The 17502-nt window shown below is 72.6% G+C and carries 20 protein-coding genes; 5 read left to right on the top strand and 15 right to left on the bottom strand.

All coding sequences use genetic code 11. From position 1 onward, the window contains the following. Positions 1 to 53: 53 nt before the first annotated feature. The 13 genes from BUE43_RS04895 to BUE43_RS04840 all read right to left on the bottom strand — a co-directional run bounded on the left by BUE43_RS04895 (position 54) and on the right by BUE43_RS04840 (position 9469). A complete protein-coding gene (locus BUE43_RS04895; RefSeq protein ID WP_073480022.1) occupies positions 54 to 569 on the bottom strand; it encodes a DUF6879 family protein in 516 nt (171 codons plus the stop codon). 69 nt (positions 570 to 638) lie between these two features. Further along, complete coding sequence (locus BUE43_RS04890) at positions 639 to 1487, bottom strand: helix-turn-helix domain-containing protein (RefSeq protein WP_073480021.1); 849 nt, start codon at positions 1485 to 1487, stop codon at positions 639 to 641. After that, positions 1474 to 1947 carry a DUF6879 family protein gene (locus BUE43_RS04885; protein WP_073480302.1) on the bottom strand — a complete coding sequence of 158 codons (474 nt, stop codon included), beginning with the start codon at positions 1945 to 1947 and terminating at the stop codon, positions 1474 to 1476. The genes BUE43_RS04890 and BUE43_RS04885 overlap by 14 nt, the downstream gene beginning before the upstream one ends. 35 nt (positions 1948 to 1982) lie before the next feature. Next, on the bottom strand, positions 1983 to 2141 hold the full coding sequence (locus tag BUE43_RS04880; protein ID WP_234995534.1) for a hypothetical protein: 159 nt from the start codon (positions 2139 to 2141) through the stop codon (positions 1983 to 1985). A gap of 169 nt (positions 2142 to 2310) precedes the next feature. Further along, a complete protein-coding gene (locus BUE43_RS04875; RefSeq protein WP_073480020.1) occupies positions 2311 to 3747 on the bottom strand; it encodes an MBOAT family O-acyltransferase in 1437 nt (478 codons plus the stop codon). Between the two features lie 130 nt (positions 3748 to 3877). Further along, on the bottom strand, positions 3878 to 4846 hold the full coding sequence (gene rlmB, locus BUE43_RS04870; RefSeq protein ID WP_073480019.1) for a 23S rRNA (guanosine(2251)-2'-O)-methyltransferase RlmB: 969 nt from the start codon (positions 4844 to 4846) through the stop codon (positions 3878 to 3880). Next, the gene (gene cysS / locus BUE43_RS04865) at positions 4846 to 6237 is read right to left on the bottom strand and encodes a cysteine--tRNA ligase (RefSeq protein ID WP_073480018.1); all 1392 of its coding nucleotides are present in this window, start codon (positions 6235 to 6237) and stop codon (positions 4846 to 4848) included. The genes rlmB and cysS overlap by 1 nt, the downstream gene beginning before the upstream one ends. A 56-nt stretch (positions 6238 to 6293) precedes the next feature. Then, the gene (locus BUE43_RS04860) at positions 6294 to 6974 is read right to left on the bottom strand and encodes an HAD family hydrolase (RefSeq protein WP_083959375.1); all 681 of its coding nucleotides are present in this window, start codon (positions 6972 to 6974) and stop codon (positions 6294 to 6296) included. Positions 6975 to 7043: 69 nt separating this feature from the next. After that, positions 7044 to 7460 carry an HIT family protein gene (locus BUE43_RS34050; RefSeq protein WP_159447684.1) on the bottom strand — a complete coding sequence of 139 codons (417 nt, stop codon included), beginning with the start codon at positions 7458 to 7460 and terminating at the stop codon, positions 7044 to 7046. 10 nt (positions 7461 to 7470) lie between these two features. Further along, positions 7471 to 7611, bottom strand: a complete 141-nt coding sequence (locus BUE43_RS34045) for a hypothetical protein (protein WP_159447683.1) — start codon at positions 7609 to 7611, stop codon at positions 7471 to 7473. A 52-nt stretch (positions 7612 to 7663) separates the two neighbouring features. Beyond that, positions 7664 to 8149 carry a 2-C-methyl-D-erythritol 2,4-cyclodiphosphate synthase gene (gene ispF / locus BUE43_RS04850; RefSeq protein ID WP_083959303.1) on the bottom strand — a complete coding sequence of 162 codons (486 nt, stop codon included), beginning with the start codon at positions 8147 to 8149 and terminating at the stop codon, positions 7664 to 7666. Further along, positions 8146 to 8835, bottom strand: a complete 690-nt coding sequence (ispD, locus tag BUE43_RS04845; protein ID WP_073480298.1) for a 2-C-methyl-D-erythritol 4-phosphate cytidylyltransferase — start codon at positions 8833 to 8835, stop codon at positions 8146 to 8148. Before ispD ends, ispF begins: the two co-directional genes overlap by 4 nt. A gap of 145 nt (positions 8836 to 8980) precedes the next feature. Further along, a complete protein-coding gene (locus BUE43_RS04840; protein WP_073480016.1) occupies positions 8981 to 9469 on the bottom strand; it encodes a CarD family transcriptional regulator in 489 nt (162 codons plus the stop codon). Between the two features lie 284 nt (positions 9470 to 9753). On the opposite strand from BUE43_RS04840, the gene BUE43_RS04835 reads away from it, so the two are divergent. Then, positions 9754 to 10530, top strand: a complete 777-nt coding sequence (locus tag BUE43_RS04835; RefSeq protein WP_083959302.1) for a copper chaperone PCu(A)C domain-containing protein — start codon at positions 9754 to 9756, stop codon at positions 10528 to 10530. A gap of 210 nt (positions 10531 to 10740) precedes the next feature. Next, a complete protein-coding gene (radA, locus tag BUE43_RS04830; RefSeq protein ID WP_073480015.1) occupies positions 10741 to 12135 on the top strand; it encodes a DNA repair protein RadA in 1395 nt (464 codons plus the stop codon). Positions 12136 to 12745: 610 nt separating this feature from the next. Here the strand turns inward: radA and BUE43_RS04825 are convergent. Beyond that, on the bottom strand, positions 12746 to 13978 hold the full coding sequence (locus tag BUE43_RS04825) for a CU044_5270 family protein (RefSeq protein ID WP_073480014.1): 1233 nt from the start codon (positions 13976 to 13978) through the stop codon (positions 12746 to 12748). After that, a complete protein-coding gene (locus BUE43_RS04820; RefSeq protein WP_073480013.1) occupies positions 13971 to 14588 on the bottom strand; it encodes an RNA polymerase sigma factor in 618 nt (205 codons plus the stop codon). The genes BUE43_RS04825 and BUE43_RS04820 overlap by 8 nt, the downstream gene beginning before the upstream one ends. Before the next feature lie 130 nt (positions 14589 to 14718). On the opposite strand from BUE43_RS04820, the gene disA reads away from it, so the two are divergent. From disA to BUE43_RS04810, 3 genes are all read left to right on the top strand, one after another. Next, positions 14719 to 15789 carry a DNA integrity scanning diadenylate cyclase DisA gene (gene disA / locus BUE43_RS04815; RefSeq protein WP_073480012.1) on the top strand — a complete coding sequence of 357 codons (1071 nt, stop codon included), beginning with the start codon at positions 14719 to 14721 and terminating at the stop codon, positions 15787 to 15789. Between the two features lie 587 nt (positions 15790 to 16376). After that, on the top strand, positions 16377 to 16523 hold the full coding sequence (locus BUE43_RS35890; RefSeq protein ID WP_407697076.1) for a hypothetical protein: 147 nt from the start codon (positions 16377 to 16379) through the stop codon (positions 16521 to 16523). A gap of 94 nt (positions 16524 to 16617) precedes the next feature. Next, the gene (locus tag BUE43_RS04810; RefSeq protein WP_073480011.1) at positions 16618 to 17502 is read left to right on the top strand and encodes an HhH-GPD family protein; all 885 of its coding nucleotides are present in this window, start codon (positions 16618 to 16620) and stop codon (positions 17500 to 17502) included.

Raw genomic sequence — 17502 nt, 5'->3', positions numbered from 1 at the left:
CGGCCGACCACGGCCCCTCGGGCATCGACCTCCGACGCACGCTGTCCCTCGCGTCAGAGGCGGGGCCTCCACTCGCCCACCGGCACCGCGTGCGCCAGTGCGACGTCCCGCCACTCCAGGTACCGGGCGAGGTCCGGATCCTGCCGCCGTTCGATGTTGACCAGAGTGCCGTCCTGCCGGAAGTTCAGGTCGACCACGACCGACTCGTCGAACAGCCAGAAGTCCTGGGGCGGCAGGTCGAGGTCCAGATCGGTCAGATCCAGGATGCGGATGTCCTCTCCGGCCGCCACGTTTCCGGGGATGCCCCAGGCGAGTTGGTACCGCTGGTAATCCGTCAAGGGTTCGCGCACAGTCATGACGCGACCGATCGACTTGCCGTCGGCGACCAGCGCACGAACGGTCGTGTGCCATCCCGAGTTGTGCCCCTCCGGCTTGGGGCGTCCTGCCAGGAATCCGGCGAGGCTCTCCTGCTCGTTGGGCATGGTGTACGTCGGCTGTGTCTCGAACCGCCACGCGGACCGGTCGAACCCGGTCAGGTGCCGTCGGAACTGCACGGGGTCCAAGAGCACTGCACGCCTCCCGGTCGTCGGACGAGCGCCCTCTCGTGATCTACCGGCCCTCCGGGCACCAGGCAAGCTCTAGTCGCGTTCTCGCATAAACCCGTGCGCGACGAGCTCCAGGAGGTGCACCGCATCGGAGCCGGCCAGGGCGGACTGCCGGAACTTGGCGAACAGGTCAAGGTAGTACGAGATGTCCTGCGGCTCCCGGAGAGCGACCCCGCCGGACAGCATCTCGACCGTGACCAACCTTTCGTCGTAGATGACGAACACGTGCAGGGGCGCAGCGACGACCTCGGCCGACAGCGGGATCACCGCGAGGTCGACGTTGGGGCGCTGGGCGAGTTCGGCCATGTGGCGGCACTGCTCCGCCATGATCTCGGCACTGGCGTATCGCCACCGCACGGCTTGCTCGGTGAGGACGAACGAGAAGCTGCGCTCCTCATCCCACAACGTCTCCTGGCGCTCCGTGCGGGCCCGGACGGCCTTCTCGACGTCCCAGACGGAGTCGCTCGGGACCGAGGGCTGGAGTGCGGCTCTGGCGTATCGCTCGGTCTGGAGAAGGCCCGACGGAATGGCGGGAAGAAACTGGCGCACGACCCTGGACGAGTCCGCGAGCATCTTCAGTTCGGCCTGCCGCCGCCACAATCCCTTCTGGGCGTACGTGCGCCACGACTGGTACTGGACGTTCGCACGGCGCGCGAGAGCGGTGATCTCGCGCGCCACCTCTCCCGGAACCTCGAGTGCCGCGAGAATGCGTTCCACCTCGTCGACGCTGGGCAGGACCCGACCAGTCTCGATACGACTGATCTTGCATTGCGACATCGCGCACCGGGCGGCGAGCCGATCGCCGGAGAGCCCGGCTGGCCTGCGAATGTCCCTCAGCGCGTCGGCGAGTTCCCTGGGCGGTTTTCCGTCAGGCTCCCACATACTCGCGGAACGGTACCGCGAGCTTCACCACTGTCTCCCTCAGTCCTCGATACCAGCTGAGGTCCGGGTCCTGGACCAGCTCGATTCCGCTGACCGTGCCGTCGAAGTGGTAGTCGAGATGAACGACCACCTCGTCGTCGAAAAGCCAGAAGTCCTGGTCCGGCAGGTCGGGCCCGCCCTCAGTCACATCGAGAATTCGGTAGTCCTCGCCGGCCGCCACGTTTCCGGGTATCGCCCAGTCCATCAGGTATCGCGTGTAGTCGTTGAACGGCCGACGAACCACCTTGACGCGTTGCATGGACTTGCCGGCGACGCGATCGGCGCGGATCTTGTCATGCCAGTCCCGGTTGTGGTCCTCGGGCTCCGGCTCGCCCGCGAGGTACTGGGCCAACATGTCCCCGTCGACGGTGTACAGGGGCTTCGCCTCGTAACGCCACGCGGTTCGCTCGTACGCCCGCATCCAGTGCTTCAGGTGTTCCCGTCCAGGAGGGGCCGTCACGCGGTCGCCCCCTCTTCCTCCAGGGCCCGAACGGCCTCGCGGAGAACGTCGAGCGGCAACTCGACGACGAGTTCTCCGGGTCCCGAGGAGACCCCCTCCACTCCCTGAACCGGAGTGCCCTGCGCGAGAGCTGTCCCCTGATCGGTGATGTACACGGCGGGACATTCGTCCTTGTGACAACCGGCTACTTTCCGTGCCTTCATGGTCACTCTTCCTACCACCGGCGGCGGCCGAGGGGAGGCGTCAGTCAGGCATTCGCATAAACCCAGGGGTACCGACAGTCGGTCCTCCGCCTGGTCATACCTCCGTTGCCGACCGGAGCTGTCAGAACTGGTAATAGAGGAACGGGCTGAAGGTGCCGGCGGCGAGGAGGATCGACGAGTAGGTCACGCCGACGGTCATGAAGCCGACGCGGAGCGCCGTCGCGGTGCGGGTGCGCATCGACTCCAGGTAGGGGCCGAGGACCGGCTGCGCGGGCAGGAGCAGGGCGACCACCGCGGCCAGCAGGATCAACGCGCGCTGGTTGGTCAGCGCGGAGTCCACCACGTCGGTCAGCCCGCCGAGGTCGGGCACGAACATGTGCGCCAGCACGGTGAACGCCGTGCCCATGTCGGGCGCGCGGAAGAACACCCAGCCGACGACGACCAGCAGCATCGTCAGGGCTCGCCTCGCCACCCGGGCAACCTTCCCCTCCGGGGCCGCCGACCAGCCGAAGGCCCGCTCCACCACGAGCAACGCGCCGTGGAAGACGCCCCAGACGAGGAAGGTCCAGTTGGCGCCGTGCCAGAAGCCGGTCAGCACGAAGACGACCGCGAGGTTGCGGTAGGTCTTCCCGACCCCGCCGCGGTTGCCACCCAACGGGATGTACACGTAGTCGCGGAACCACCGCGACAGGGACATGTGCCAGCGCCGCCAGAACTCGGTCACGGTCACCGACGAGTAGGGGCGGGCGAAGTTCTCCGGCAGGCGGAACCCGAGCATCCGGCCGAGGCCGATGGCCATGTCCGAGTAGCCGGAGAAGTCGAAGTAGAGCTGGAGCGTGAAGGCGAGCGCCCCGAGCCAGGCCACGGCGGCGGTCATCTGGTCGGCCGGGGTGGCGTAGCACGCCTGCACCACCGGGGCCAGCGAGTCGGCGACCACGACCTTCTTGGTCAGGCCGAAGGCGAACCGGGGGAAGCCGGAGGCGACGTCGTCCAGCCGGTGCGTGCGGTCCTGCGGCAACTGGTCGGCGATCTCCCGCCACCGCACGATCGGCCCGGCCACGAGCTGCGGGAACATCGCGATGTAGGTGATGAACGAGACCGGGTTGCGCAGCGCGGGGCGCTCGCCCCGGTAGATGTCCACCACGTACGAGATGTGGTGGAAGGTGTAGAACGAGATGCCGATCGGCAGGGCCAGGTGCACGACGGGGAAGTCCCCACCCAGCCACCCGGCGATGGTGTCGAGTTGTTCGGTGGCGAACCCCGCGTACTTCCAGACCGCGAGCACGGCGAGGTCGAACGCCACCACGCCGATCAGCAGCTTCCGCTTCCGGCTCCGGCCGCCGACGTCCCACTCGTCGGGTTCGAGCGCGGGTCCCGCCAGGTAGTTGACCACCATGCAGGCCAGCAGCAACAGGGTGGTGCCGCCGGCGCCCGTGGCGTAGAAGAGCAGGCTCGCGACGGCGACGACGCCGTTCCGCCAGCCGCGCGGCGCGGCGAGCACCGCGACGAGCACCGCCGGCATGAAGAACCACAGGAACAGCGGACTGGCGAACGACATCGGCTACGGCCTCACGATCAGGAACCCCGGGGGAGCCTAACCGAGCGGGTGACGGCGCCGTCCCCGCTTCGGGCGAACGCGCCGCCCCCGCGTGATCGGCGGGGACGGCGCGTTCGCTCCGGAACCGGTCTCAGACGCGTCCGGACTGCCGGCGGCGGCGGGCGACCTCGGCCAGCACGACGCCGGCGGCCACCGAGGCGTTGAGCGACTCCACGCCGGAGGCCATCGGGATCGAGATGACCAGGTCACAGGTCTCGCGGACGAGCCGGGACAGCCCGCGCCCCTCCGAGCCCACGACGACCGCCAGCGGGCCGGTGGCCAGGTCCAGGTCGTCCACGGTGGCGGTGGAGTCGGCGTCCAGGCCGACGACCATCACGCCCCTGGCCGCCCAGTCCTTGAGGGTGCGGGTGAGGTTGGTGGCCCTGGCGACCGGCAGCTTGGCCGCCGTGCCGGCGCTGGTGCGCCACGCGACGGCGGTCATCCCGGCGCTGCGGCGCTGCGGCACCGCGACCCCGTGCGCGCCGAACGCCGCGGCGGACCGCACCACGGCGCCCAGGTTGCGCGGGTCGGTGACCCCGTCGAGCGCGACGAGCAGCGGCGGCTCGCCGGAGCCGATCGCGCCCTCCAGCAGGTCGTCCGGGTGGGCGTACTCGAACGGCGGCACCTGGAGCGCGACGCCCTGGTGCATCGCGCCACCGGTGAGCCGGTCCAGCTCGTGCCGGGAGACCTCCAGGACCGAGATACCCCGGTCCGCCGCGTTGCGCACCGCGTCGTTGACGCGGTCGTCGATGTCGATCCCCGACGCCACGTAGAGCGCGGTGGCCGGCACGTCGGCCCGCAGGCACTCCACCACCGGGTTGCGCCCGGCGACGTAGTCGGGGGTGTCGGCCTCCGCCCTGCGCCGCTTGTCCTGGATCTGCGCCTTCTTCTCGGCGGCGGCCGCCCTGCGCTGTGCGGGGTGGCCCGGCCGCATCTCGGCCGGCGGGGTCGGTCCCTTGCCGCGCAGCCCGCGCCGTCGCTGCCCGCCGGAGCCGACGACAGCGCCCTTCTTGGTGCCGGGCTTGCGCATCGCGCCCCTGCGCTTGGAGTTACCGGGCATCAGGCTTCCTTGATTGTCCACATCGGACCGTCGGGGGTGTCCTCGACGGCAATGCCCGCTACCAGCAGGCGGTTGCGGATGGCGTCGGCCGCCGCGTAGTCCCGGTTCTTCCGGGCGCGCTGCCGCTCCTCCAGCATCTCCTCGACCAGCGCGCCGAGCGCGCGGTGCGAGGAGTCGTCCACAGTGGACGATTCGGCCCACGTCGCCGACAGCGGGTCCAGTCCGAGCACGTCCATCATCGCCCGCACGGAACCGGCCAGGTTCAGGGCCGTCTCCCGGTCGCACTCGTCCAGCGCCGTGTTGCCCTCGCGGACCGTGTTGTGCACGGCGGCCAGCGCGCCGGCCGTGCCGAGGTCGTCGTCCAGCGCCGCGGCGAAGTCGGCGGCCAGCTCGCCGGGCCGCGGCACGCCGACCCGCTCCACCACCCGGCGCACGAACGACTCGATCCGCCGGTAGGCGGCCACCGCCTCCCGCAGCGCGGCCTCGGAGTACTCGATCGTCGAGCGGTGGTGCGCCGAGACCAGGTAGTACCGCAGCTCCTGGGCGCGGGCCAGCTCCAGCATCGCCGGGATCGACACCACGTTGCCCAGCGACTTGGACATCTTCTCGCCGCCCATGGTCACCCAGGCGTTGTGCACCCAGTAGCGGGCGAACCCGTCGCCGGCGGCCCTGGACTGCGCCTGCTCGTTCTCGTGGTGCGGGAAGACCAGGTCCAGGCCGCCGCCGTGGATGTCGAACTCGGGGCCGAGGTAGGCGGTGGCCATCGCCGAGCACTCCAGGTGCCAGCCGGGCCGGCCGGGCCCCCACGGGGTCGGCCAGGCCGGCTCGCCCGGCTTGGCCGCCTTCCACAGCGTGAAGTCGCGCGGGTCCCGCTTGCCGGTGGCCGCGGTCTCACCCTGCTGGACCTCGTCCATCCGCTGCCCGGACAGCGCGCCGTACTCCGGGAAGCTCGCGACCGAGAAGTAGACGTCGCCCCCGGCCGCGTACGCGTGGCCCCGGTCGATCAGGCGCGCCATGAGGTCGACCATCTGCGTGACGTGGCCGGTCGCCCTGGGCTCGATCGACGCCGGCAGGCAGCCGAGGGTCTCGTAGGCGGACAGGAAGGCCCGCTCGTGCGTGGCCGCCCACTCCCACCAGGGGCGGCCGGCGGCGTTGGCCTTGTTCAGGATCTTGTCGTCGACGTCGGTCACGTTCCGGACGAAGACGACCTCGGCGCCCCGGTGCCGCAGCCACCGACGCATCACGTCGAAGCTGAGCGCGCTGCGCACGTGCCCGATGTGAGGCACGCCCTGCACCGTGGCGCCACACAGGTAGATCGACACCGTTCCGCTCCGCAGCGGGACGAAGTCCCGCACGCTCCTCGTGGCGGTGTCGTAAAGGCGCAGGCTCACCCCCGCGATGGTACGGGTCCGGGCAACCGGGGCTCCTGCCCCCGGCGGAGCCGCTCTCAGCCCAGACGGTGCGCGGCCAGCGCGTCGAGCAGGGCGGAGGGCCGCTCGGCGGTGGGCAGCGGCTCGACGATCGAGACCCGGCACCCGACCGCGGCGGCGCCGCCGTCGGCCTCCTCGCTGTCCCCCACCATCAGCGCCTCGGCGGGGTCCACCCCGATGCGCGCGCACGCGACCCGGAACAGCTCGGGGTCGGGCTTGATCCGCCCCTCCACGTAGGACATGACGACCGCGTCGACCAGGTCGAGCACCCCGTGCCGGCGCAGCACCTCCCGGATGTCCCACGCGATGTTGCTGACCACGGCCACGCGCACGCCGGAGTCCCGCAGGCGGTGCAGGACCTCGGCGGTGTCCGGGTAGGGGCGCCACTGGACCGGGTTGATCAGCCGCTCGTAGAACCGCGTGGCGAGCGCCTCGGCCAGGCCGAGGCGGTGGAACAGCGCGACGTGGACGTCGCGGTGCACTGCGGGGTCCAGGTCGCGGCGGGCCCACGCCTCCTGGAGGTGGTCGGGCAGGCCGTCGAGCGGGCCGGTCGGCGCGGAGAGCCGCCGGAGGAGCTCGGCCTCCCGCTCCCCGGTCAGCCCCGCCGACTCGTCGACGAGGCCGGCGAGCCACGGACCGTCGTTCTCCAGCCGGTACAGCGTGCCGGAGAAGTCGAAGAGCACCCCGCGGATCGTCACGCCGGCCACGCTATCCGCCGAACGGCGGGCAGTCCGCCACGCGTGGTCCAGACCACAGAGCCGGGGTCGTCACGGCCCGGTGAGCCGGGCGTGCACCTCCGCGAGCACGCCCTCCGGCGCCCGGCGCCCCGTCCACCGCCGTCCCATCGGGGACCGCCGGGCCGCCCAGCGCGGGATGACGTGGACGTGCAGGTGCATCACCACCTGGCCCGCGGCCCGGCCGTTGCACTGCTGGACCTTCAGCCCGTGCGGGTGCAGCCGCTCGTGCAGCAGCCGGGCGACGCGGTGGCTGGCCGCGCCCAGGGCGGCCGCCTCCTCCCGCGCCAGGTCGAGCAGCGTCACGGCGTGCCGACGCGGCACCACCAACACGTGGCCCTCGTCCAACGGGCTGCGGTCCAGGAAGGCGACGTGCTCCTCATCCCGCCACACCACCCATGCGGGCTCCAGTCCGTCGACGATCCCGCAGAACACGCAGGCCACAGGCACTTCACTCCCGTCAGGGACCAGTCGCCCGGACGAGGGCACGCGCCCGATCCCGCCCGAACCGGAAGGGCGTCCCGACCACCGCGCTCCCCAGCCCGCCGGCCTCCCCCGCGGTGGCGGCACGGCCGGCGGCGTCCACGAGCGCGATCGACATGCGGGCAGGGTAGGGACCGGGCCGGGGCCGACGACAGCGGGCGGGCGGCGAATCAGCCGACCGGGAGCAGCAACGCGGTGGCCACGGCGGCCACGCCCTCGCCCCTGCCGGTGAGCCCCAGCCCGTCCGTCGTGGTCCCGGAGACCGCGACCGGCCCGCCAGCGGCCGCGGAGAGCGCCGCCTGCGCCTCGTCGCGCCGTCGCCCGACCCTGGGCGCGTTGCCGACGAGCTGCACCGCTGCGTTGCCGAGGCGGAACCCCGCCGCCTCGACCCGCCGCCGCACCTCGGCGAGCAGCTCCGCGCCGTGCGCGCCGGACCAGCGCGGGTCGCCCGTGCCGAAGACCGCGCCGAGGTCGCCGAGCCCGGCCGCGGACAGCATCGCGTCGCACAGCGCGTGGGCGACCACGTCGCCGTCGGAGTGCCCGGCGCAGCCGTCCACGCCCTCCCAGCGCAGACCGGCCATCCAGCACTCCCGGCCCGGCTCGACCGGGTGCACGTCGGTGCCCACCCCGACCCTGGGGACCAGCATCTCGCTCATCGTCCTTCCTCCCCGGCCAGCACGGCCTCGGCCACGGCCAGATCGAACGGGGTCGTGACCTTCATCGCCCACGGGTGCCCCGGCACGGTGGCCACCGGCTCGCCCAGCCGTTCGACCAGTCCCGCGTCGTCGGTGGCCGCCCCCTCCGCCGCGGCGTGCGCGCGCCGCAACAGGTCGACGGCGAAGCCCTGGGGGGTCTGCACCGCCCGCAGCGCGGAGCGGTCGGGAGTGCCCACGACACGGCCGTCCGCGTCGACCTGCTTCACGGTGTCGGCGACCGGCAGGACCGGGACGACGGCGGGCGCTCCGCCCACCACGGCGTCCACGACCGCGCGCACGACCTCGGGTGGGGTGAAGGCCCGCGCGGCGTCGTGCACCAGGACGACGTCCGCGGCCGGCGCGAAGGTCAGCGCGGCGTCCAACGCGAGCCGCACCGAGTCGGTGCGCTCGCCGCCGCCGGCGACCACGTGCACGGCCGGGCCTAGGGGGCGGAGCAGGTCGGCCACCTGGTCCACCTCGGCGGGGGGCGCGGCCACGACCACGTGGTCGACCCGGCCCGACGCGAGCAGGCCGCGCACCGCGTGCGTCAACAGGGGCTCGCCCCGCACCGGGACCAGCGCCTTGGGCCGCCCCGCGCCGAGCCGCTCGCCCCGACCGGCGGCGGGGACGAGTGCGACGACGGTCACCACAGCAGAACCCCCGGGCAGGAGAACCCGCTCGACCGGCGGGTGGAAGACGAACACGGGCGTGTCCGGGGTGAATCATGCATCACCCCGGACACGCCCGTGTCAGCCGCCGGGCGCCGGTCACCCCGGCGCGCTCGGCGCAACGTCAGGAGGCGGTGGCCAGCACCTCGTCGAGCAGCGTCTCGGCCTTGTCCTCGTCGGTGCCCTCCGCCAGCGCGAGCTCGCTCACGAGGATCTGCCGGGCCTTGGCGAGCATGCGCTTCTCACCCGCCGACAGGCCGCGGTCCTTCTCGCGCCGCCACAGGTCGCGCACCACCTCGGCCACCTTGTTCACGTCGCCGGAGGCGAGCTTCTCCAGGTTGGCCTTGTACCGCCGGGACCAGTTCGTCGGCTCCTCGGTGTGCGGAGCGCGCAACACCTCGAAGACCCGGTTCAGCCCCTCCTGGCCCACCACGTCCCGCACACCGACGATCTCGGCGTTGTCGGCGGGGACTCGGACCGTGAGGTCGCCCTGGGCAACCTTCAGGACGAGGTACTTCTTCTCCTCGCCCTTGATCACGCGGGTCTCGATTGCTTCGATGAGAGCGGCACCGTGGTGCGGGTAGACGACGGTCTCTCCGACCTTGAAAACCATGTGTCCTCTGCCCCTTTCGCTGATGCCATCCTAACACGTCCGGCAATCCCCGTTCGCCTGTCTAACGATGCGTAACCGCAGGTCAACGGGGGAGCGGGGGGTTGACAAACAACCCGTTCGCATGCCATGGCCCGACTCCGAGATCAGTAATTCCTCCACAATGGACAGTGATCGCGCGATCGGCGACCATGGTCGGGTGCGCCGCCCGCCCGACGCCGGGCTAGGCTTCCCGCTGGCCGTGCGGGACGGCCGAGGTCACCCGTGCTCCAGGAAGGACCTGCATCGTGAGCCGCAACGTCGCCGGAGGCGAGCTTCAGGTTGACGCGGCGCAGCAGCGGCCCAAGGCCAACCGCCTGCGCCTCGTCCCCGTCGCGTTGGGGTTGGGCGCCGCCCTCGCCCTGGCCGGGTGCAGTTCCGGTCAGATCACCCAGACCGACACCCAGGTCGCCGCGGTGAACGGCGCCGAGGCAGTGCGCGGCTCGATCACCGTCCGCGGCGCGCAGCTCGCCTACCCGACCGGCAAGGGCCTCTACGCCGAGGGCTCGGACGCCCCGCTGATCATCAACATCGTCAACACCGGCGACAACCCCGACAAGCTCCTGTCGGTGAGCAGCCCGGACGCAGCCGCCGGCAAGGTCGAGGGCAGCACGGACCTGCCCGGCCACTTCGCGCTGGCCACCGAGCTGCGCGACAGCGACGGCCAGGGCGGGCAGGCCCAGAGCACCCCGCCGAAGGCGACCGCCACCGGCGTCCCCGGCCAGCAGACCGGCGGAACCGGTGCCCCGACCACCGGCACGCCGACCGCCGGCGCCCCGACCGGTGCGACCGGCGCCACCGGTGTCGGCCGGACCGAGCCCGGCAAGGTGAAGATCACCCTGACCGGCCTCAAGCGCGAGGTGGGCCCCGGCCAGACGGTCAAGGTGACCTTCGTGTTCGAGAAGGCCGGCGAGGTCACCCTCGACCTGCCGATCGGCGCGCCGGCCGCGCCGCGCACCGGTGACGTCGGCCACTCCGGCCAGCCCGCCCCGGGCAAGGGCTCTGGCCACGGCGGCGGCCACTGATCGCCCGAATGCGTCGAGAGGCGCCCCTCGCCGTCTGGTGAGGGGCGCCTTTCCGTCTCTGCCTCAGAAGTCGCGCGCCGCGCCGGCGGGAGGTGGTGTTCCTGGGGAGAACGCGCAGGCCGGCGGTCCCTCCGGACGTTCCCCGGCCGATCCCGCCGCTGACGCGCACCCGACAGGGCCGTGTCGGCGGCACCGCCTAACGTCACCCCCGTGCCGCCGAAGAACACCCGCGCCGCCCGCCCCGCCTACCGCTGCGCCGAGTGCGGCCACGAGGTGGCCAAGTGGGTCGGCCGCTGCCCGGAGTGCCAGGCGTGGGGCAGCGTCGAGGAGCTCGCCGCGCCGAGCCGGACCGAGCGCGCCCTGGTCGCCGCCGGCGCCCCGGCCACCCCGGCCCGCCCCATCGCGCAGGTGGACGTCGAGTCGGCGCGCGCCCGCACCACCGGTGTCCCCGAGCTGGACCGGGTGCTGGGCGGCGGGCTGGTCCCGGGCGCGGTGGTGCTGCTCGCCGGCGAGCCGGGCGTGGGCAAGTCCACCCTCCTGCTGGAGGTCACCCACCGGTGGGCGCTCGGCGGCTCCCCCGCCCTGTACGTGACCGGCGAGGAGTCGGCGGGACAGGTCCGGCTCCGGGCGGAACGCACCGACGCGCTGCACGACGAGCTCTACATCGCGGCGGAGAGCGACCTCGGCGCGCTGCTCGGGCACGTCGACGCAGTCCGCCCCGGGCTGCTCGTGGTCGACTCGGTGCAGACGATGCAGTCCCCGTACGCCGACGGCGCGCCCGGCGGCGTCACCCAGGTCAGGGCGGTCACGACCGCGCTGGTGGCGTTGGCGAAGGAGCGCGGCCTGCCCGTGGTGCTCGTGGGACACGTCACCAAGGACGGCTCCGTGGCCGGCCCCCGCGTCCTGGAGCACCTGGTGGACGTGGTGCTGCACTTCGAGGGCGACCGGCACTCCACGTTGCGGCTGGTGCGGGGGGTGAAAAACCGGTTCGGGCCGGCCGACGAGGTGGGCTGCTTCGAGCTGCGGGACGACGGCATCGTCGGGGTCCCCGACCCGTCCGGGCTCTTCCTCACCCGGCGGGACACGGGCGTGCCCGGCACCGCCGTGACCGTCGTCGTCGAGGGGAAGCGCCCGCTGCTGGCCGAGGTGCAGGCGCTGGTCGCCGGCTCCGGCCTGGCCACCCCGCGCCGCGCGGTCAGCGGCCTGGACTCGGCGCGGATGGCCATGGTGCTCGCGGTCCTGGAGCGCCGCGGGCGGGTGCGCCTCGGCGACGCCGACGTCTTCACGGCGACCGTCGGCGGCATGCGCGTCGCGGAGCCGGCTGCGGACCTGGCGGTGGCCCTGGCGGTCGCCTCCGCCGCCCGCGACCTGCCGCTCCCGCCCGACGTCGTGGCCATCGGCGAGGTGGGCCTCGCCGGCGAGGTCCGGCGGGTCGGCGGCGCCGGCCGGCGCCTCGCCGAGGCGGTCCGGCTGGGCTACACGCGCGCGCTCGTCCCCCCGGACTCGGGGCCGCTGCCGCCGGACCTGCGAGCCGTCGTCGTGCCCAACATCGGCGCCGCGCTCCGGTTCCTGCGGGACAACGCCGGGGAGTCGCCGGACCAGTGAACCGGCGGTGGGAGGGGTCGGCGGTGGCTCGGGATTCGCACCGGGCAGGCGCCCGATTTCACCTGGTCACGGCGCTGCCCAGACTTGGGGCGGCTCCCCAGCGGAGAGCGCCGGCGTCCCCCTCGTCGTTCCGAGCCGACGGCTGACGCACGACGTCCCGAGCCCGGTTCGCGCACTGTTCGCCACCGCCTACTGGCCTGAAGTAGGGGGGAACCCCCACTTCAAACATCGCATGTCGGTCTGACATTTCCGGGGTTTCGCGCGTCCCCTGGATGGACGAATATGACGCGGAACCCCCAATCGGGTGATCATGAGTGTGGGCGCAACCAAATCATCCGTCGGTCGGATTCCCCATCACCCCATCGTCATCAATTCCCCGAAACAAATACCCCTTCGGGCAATTGACGCGACACCATCGAGACTTGGTCAACGGGCCGGGCAGCCTTGCCACCGGGCCGAACCGACCGAGCTCCGCCCTCGTCAGGAGGTGGGCCGCCGCCCATCCCGTCGACGACACCCGAACGCACGACCGTCTCGACGCGCCCCCGGGCACAGGAGTGGCCCGCACGCCCCCCGAAAGCGTGCGGGCCACTCCCGGTGGACCAGCTCGTCAGGAGCCGGTCCTCTCCCCCGCCTTGCTCACGACGGCCGAGCTGATGGCGGTCCAGCTCATCACCGTTCCGGCCGGCACGCCCTCGCGGCCCTTCGTGGTGACCACGCGCTCACCGATCACCTCGCCCGTGTCCGGGGCGAAGATCAGGTCCGTTCGGTCGTTCGCGTCGCTGCGGCTGATCGCGACACCCTTCCTGCCGTCCAGGTTCGCCGCGTCGTCGGTGATCCGCATGCCGGGGATCTTGGCGGCGGCGCGGAACAGCGCGGCCCGCACGTCGGCAGGGACCCGACCGGTGCGCATCACGTCCCGGACGAAGACGAAGGCCTCCTCGTCCGGCCCCGGCCCCTGCCCCCTGGAGTCCTGGTAGATCCGGTCCAGCAGCTGCTGCGGGTCACGCGGGAGCTTCGCGAAGAACTCCGGCGTCGGGTCCGCCCAGCCGCCGTCCCCCAGGCGGCCCTCCTCCTTCGACTCCGTCGACTGGTTCACCGGCACGAGCGAGCCGTCCGGCTTCTCCTCGAAGGCGGGCTCGCCCCGGTAGAAGACGCCGGCCTTGGCGCGACGCACCTCGGTCTTGGGCGGCGACGGGTTCCCGTACCGCTCCCGGAGCTTGGCCTCGACCCCCTCAGGGTACTTCCGCTCGGCGTTCCAGGTCCGCCGCTGCATCCACTCGTCCTGGAAGTTGGCGGGGATCCAGTACTCGGTGACACCCTTCACCAGGTAGGTCAACGTCTCCAGGCCCTCGACGGACTGCCGCTCGCCGCTCGGCGCGTCCTTCTTCGTGAGCGGGATCTCCGTGGAGTGCCACGCCGTGGTGCGCAGGTAGCGGAACTGCCCTGGCTTCACCTCCTGGTCCTTGGTCCTGATCGCGGCGTCCGCGGCCCGGTTGAGCAGTTCGGCGGCGTTCGCCACCGAACCCGGCGAGTTCTCCCCCATGAACGCCGTCTGCGCGACCAGCCCACCCACCACCAGCGCCGACACCGCGGCGACGCCCGAGAGCCACCGCACGCTCCGGGACCGGCGCCACAACGACGGCCGCGGCTCCACCGGCCGCGTCCTCTCCTCAGTCAACGCCCTCACCTCGTGATCCCCCTCGGCGACCGCGGCCGCCATCAACCGTGCGCGGGCGCCGGCCAGCGCCGCGTCGTTCGTCGGGACGTCGGCGTGCAGCGCGGCGAGGGCCTGGTCCAGCTCCTCGTCGCTCCACAACCGACGCGGCTCGTCCTCACTCATCGCCGTCCTCCGTCCGTCCTCCCCTGCCCCGGGCACCCGCCCGCAGCCAGCGCCGCACCCGGTGCAGGCGGGAGCGCACCGTTCCCACCGGGATGCCGAGCGCGGCGGCCACCTCGGTGGAGTCCATCTCCGCCCAGGAGGTCAGCAGCAGCACGTCCCGGTCGCCCTGGGCCATCTGCCCCAGCGCCCCCGCTAGCTGCCTGGTCCTGGCCTCGGCGTCGACCTGGTCGACCACCCGCGCCTCGGGCGGCTCCGGCCGCTCCGCCTCCGCCCTGCCGTACGCCCTGGCCGTGGCCTGGTAGCCCCGCACCTCCTGGCGGACGTGCCGCCGCAACAGGTTCGTGGCGATGCCGAACAACCAGGCCCGCACCGGAGCGCGGGCGGGGTCGTAGTCGTCGCGCCGCTGCAACGCGGCCAGGAACGTCTCGGCGACCAGGTCGTCGGCGACGTCCTCGCCGGCCCGCCGCGCCAGGTACCGGTGCAGCGGCTTGGCGTGCTGGTCGAAGAGCCGGCCGAACGTCTCGGCGGGGTCGTGGCCGGACAGGGCGGGGCGGTCCTCGCCCGCGGTGTCCTCGTCACTCGACCGGGCCCCGCCGGCGTGGTCGGTCATCGTCGTCACGCTCTCTCTTGCCCGCACCGGCGCGTCGCGTTCACGCGCCCGCCACCGCGCCGAACCACCGCCGTGCCGGGAGCGCTTCGTAGACTCCCCCTCGGGAGGCGCACGACGGGGAGGGCCCAGGTTGACTGAGCGCGCGCAGTCCGAGCTGCTGCGGACCACGTTGGCCCGGTTGGCGCCGGGCACGACGTTGCGGGACGGGTTGGAGCGGATCCTGCGGGGACGGACCGGCGGGCTCATCGTGCTCGGCCACGACAACGCGGTGGAGTCCATCTGCGACGGCGGGTTCCGGCTCGACGTGGAGTTCAGCGCCACCCGGCTGCGGGAGCTGTCCAAGATGGACGGAGCCGTGGTGCTGTCCACGGACGCCACCCGCATCCTGCGGGCGAACGTGCAGCTCGTGCCGGACCCCACGATCCCGACCGAGGAGTCGGGCACGCGACACCGCACGGCGGAGCGCACCGCCATCCAGACCGGTCACCCGGTGATCTCGGTGAGCCAGTCGATGAGCATCATCAGCGTGTACGTGGACGGCCGCCGGCACGTGCTCACCGACTCGGCCACGATCCTGTCCAGGGCGAACCAGGCGCTGGCGACGCTGGAGCGGTACAAGGCGCGCCTGGACGAGGTCACCCAGGCGCTGTCCGCCCTGGAGATCGAGGACTTCGTCACGCTCAAGGACGCGGTGACGGTCAGCCAGCGGCTGGAGATGGTGCGGCGGATCGCCGACGAGATCGACGGGCACGTGGTGGAGCTGGGCACCGACGGCCGGTTGATCGAGCTGCAGCTCGACGAGCTGGTGGGCGGGGTGGAGCTGGACCGCGAGCTGCTGGTCCAGGACTACCTCCCGGACGGCGGCTCGGTCGGCGACGTGGTGGTGGCGTTGGACGAGCTGGACAGCACGCAGCTGCTCGACGTGGCCTCGGTGGCGAAGGCGTTCGGGTTCCCCGGGACGCCGGAGTCGCTGGACGAGCAGGTCAGCCCGCGCGGCTACCGGCTGCTGGCCAGGGTTCCCCGACTGCCGGGGCCGGTCCAGCACCGGTTGGTGGAGCACTTCGGCTCGCTGCAGGCGTTGCTGGCGGCGACCGCGGACGACCTCCGGACGGTGGAGGGTGTGGGCGACACTCGGGCGCGGATCGTCCGCGAGGGTCTGTCCCGGATGGCCGAGACGTCGATCGTCGACCGGTACGGGTGACCGGCCCGGGGCTCGCGCCGGTCGGTTCTCCCGCGACTTCATCCGAGATCCACCGTGCTCCCCGTGCCGCTGGGACTGATCCTCCCGGGTGTCCTGGCTGGAGCCGCGAGTTGTCCACAGATCGCGAGTTGTCCACAGGAGAGCGTTGTCGCCTGGGGCGCGCTGCCTGGGGCGGATAGGCTGGAGCAGGGCTCGCCCCCCCAGGGCGGGTGGGGGCTGTCCCCGGTGGAGGGGTGTCGAGGCGGACGCCGCAGGCGTGGGAACGTCGTTGCTGGCCCTTCATCCATCATCTGAGCGGGACGCGGGTCGGCAGTGCCCGGCTCTCTCCCCTGCGGGGCCTCCGGCGGGCTCGTCAGCGCGGGTCATCCAGGGCCGGACACCCGGGGTGACGGTGGCTCGGCCACCGACTGCGGTCAACACGCCCCCCGACGGTCGGAGGTCCTCCCGTTAACCCTTTCAGGGGTGCGGGTTGGGTCATCCTCCCGAGGGTTTTCCGCCCGAGTGGTGCATTGCCCGTGCTCCCCTTGCCATGACGCCCCACGAATTGGGTTCTGTCGAGCTGAACGCTGACGTCCAACGACTACTCAGTGTCAGAACCAACCGGCAGAAGCCACCGGCTCCGACCCGGCCAGATTTCCACACCATCCCGCCGCAGCCCGTTCCTGCCGCACACCGACAACGTGCGCGGCTTCGTCCTGGACGTCACCACGGGCTCCCTGACCGAGGTGCTCTGACGGCTCCCGACGTCATCGCCCCGTCCGGGCGCGTGCCGGCGCGTGGGGGCGAGGACGCGCGGCCACCCGGTGGGGTGGCAGGATCGACGACGTCATGACGAGCGCAGCCCTCGACCCCGACGTCCTGATCTCCTGGTTCGACGCGACCGCGCGCGACCTGCCCTGGCGCCGCCCCGAGTGCACACCCTGGGGCGTGCTGGTCAGCGAGATCATGCTCCAGCAGACCCCGGTGGCCAGGGTGGAACCGGTGTGGCACGAGTGGCTGCGGCGGTGGCCGACCCCCTCGGCGCTCGCCGCCGCCAGCCAGGCCGAGGTGCTGCGGGCGTGGGGCAAGCTCGGCTACCCGCGCCGCGCCCTGCGGCTGCACGCGGCGGCGACCGCGATCGCGGAGCACCACGGCGACGCGGTGCCCTCGGACGTCGACACCCTGCTCGCGCTGCCGGGCATCGGCGCCTACACCGCGCGGGCTGTCGCCGCCTTCGCCTACGGCCGCCGTTGCCCCGTGGTGGACACGAACGTCCGTCGCGTCGTCGCGCGCGCCGTGCACGGGGCCGGCGACGCGGGACCGCCGTCGACCACCCGCGACCTGGCCGACGTCGAGGCCCTGTTGCCCGCCGACGAGGCCGACGCCGCCCGCTACTCGGCCGCCGTGATGGAACTCGGTCAGGTCGTGTGCACGGCCCGGTCGCCGCGCTGCGTCGACTGCCCTGTGCTCGACGGCTGCGCCTGGCACCGCAACGGCCGCCCGGCCTACAACGGCCCCGCGAAGCCGGTCCAGAAGTTCGCCGGCACCGACCGGCAGGTCCGGGGTCTGCTGCTCGACGTGCTGCGGGACTCCTCGGGTCCGGTCGTGCGCGCGCGGCTGGACGCCGTCTGGGCCGATGCCGGTCAGCGGGACCGGTGCCTGGACTCGTTGTTGGTGGACGGGTTGGTGGAGCAGACCGACGACGGCCGGTTCGCCCTGCCCGGCGACCACTGA

The organism is Streptoalloteichus hindustanus (assembly GCF_900129375.1).
Classification (GTDB): domain Bacteria; phylum Actinomycetota; class Actinomycetes; order Mycobacteriales; family Pseudonocardiaceae; genus Streptoalloteichus; species Streptoalloteichus hindustanus.
This window is presented reverse-complemented; position numbering and strand designations above follow the sequence as displayed.

Coding starts and splice junctions, on each gene's coding strand:
- BUE43_RS04825 (WP_073480014.1), bottom strand. CDS start 13,978: ATGAGTGAGGACGAGCCGCGTCGGTTGTGGAGCGACGAGGAGCTGGAC.
- BUE43_RS04820 (WP_073480013.1), bottom strand. CDS start 14,588: ATGACCGACCACGCCGGCGGGGCCCGGTCGAGTGACGAGGACACCGCG.
- ispF (WP_083959303.1), bottom strand. CDS start 8,149: ATGAGCGAGATGCTGGTCCCCAGGGTCGGGGTGGGCACCGACGTGCAC.
- BUE43_RS04885 (WP_073480302.1), bottom strand. CDS start 1,947: ATGCGGGCGTACGAGCGAACCGCGTGGCGTTACGAGGCGAAGCCCCTG.
- BUE43_RS04890 (WP_073480021.1), bottom strand. CDS start 1,487: ATGTGGGAGCCTGACGGAAAACCGCCCAGGGAACTCGCCGACGCGCTG.
- BUE43_RS04810 (WP_073480011.1), top strand. CDS start 16,618: ATGACGAGCGCAGCCCTCGACCCCGACGTCCTGATCTCCTGGTTCGAC.
- rlmB (WP_073480019.1), bottom strand. CDS start 4,846: ATGCCCGGTAACTCCAAGCGCAGGGGCGCGATGCGCAAGCCCGGCACC.
- BUE43_RS34045 (WP_159447683.1), bottom strand. CDS start 7,611: ATGTCGATCGCGCTCGTGGACGCCGCCGGCCGTGCCGCCACCGCGGGG.
- BUE43_RS04875 (WP_073480020.1), bottom strand. CDS start 3,747: ATGTCGTTCGCCAGTCCGCTGTTCCTGTGGTTCTTCATGCCGGCGGTG.
- BUE43_RS04840 (WP_073480016.1), bottom strand. CDS start 9,469: ATGGTTTTCAAGGTCGGAGAGACCGTCGTCTACCCGCACCACGGTGCC.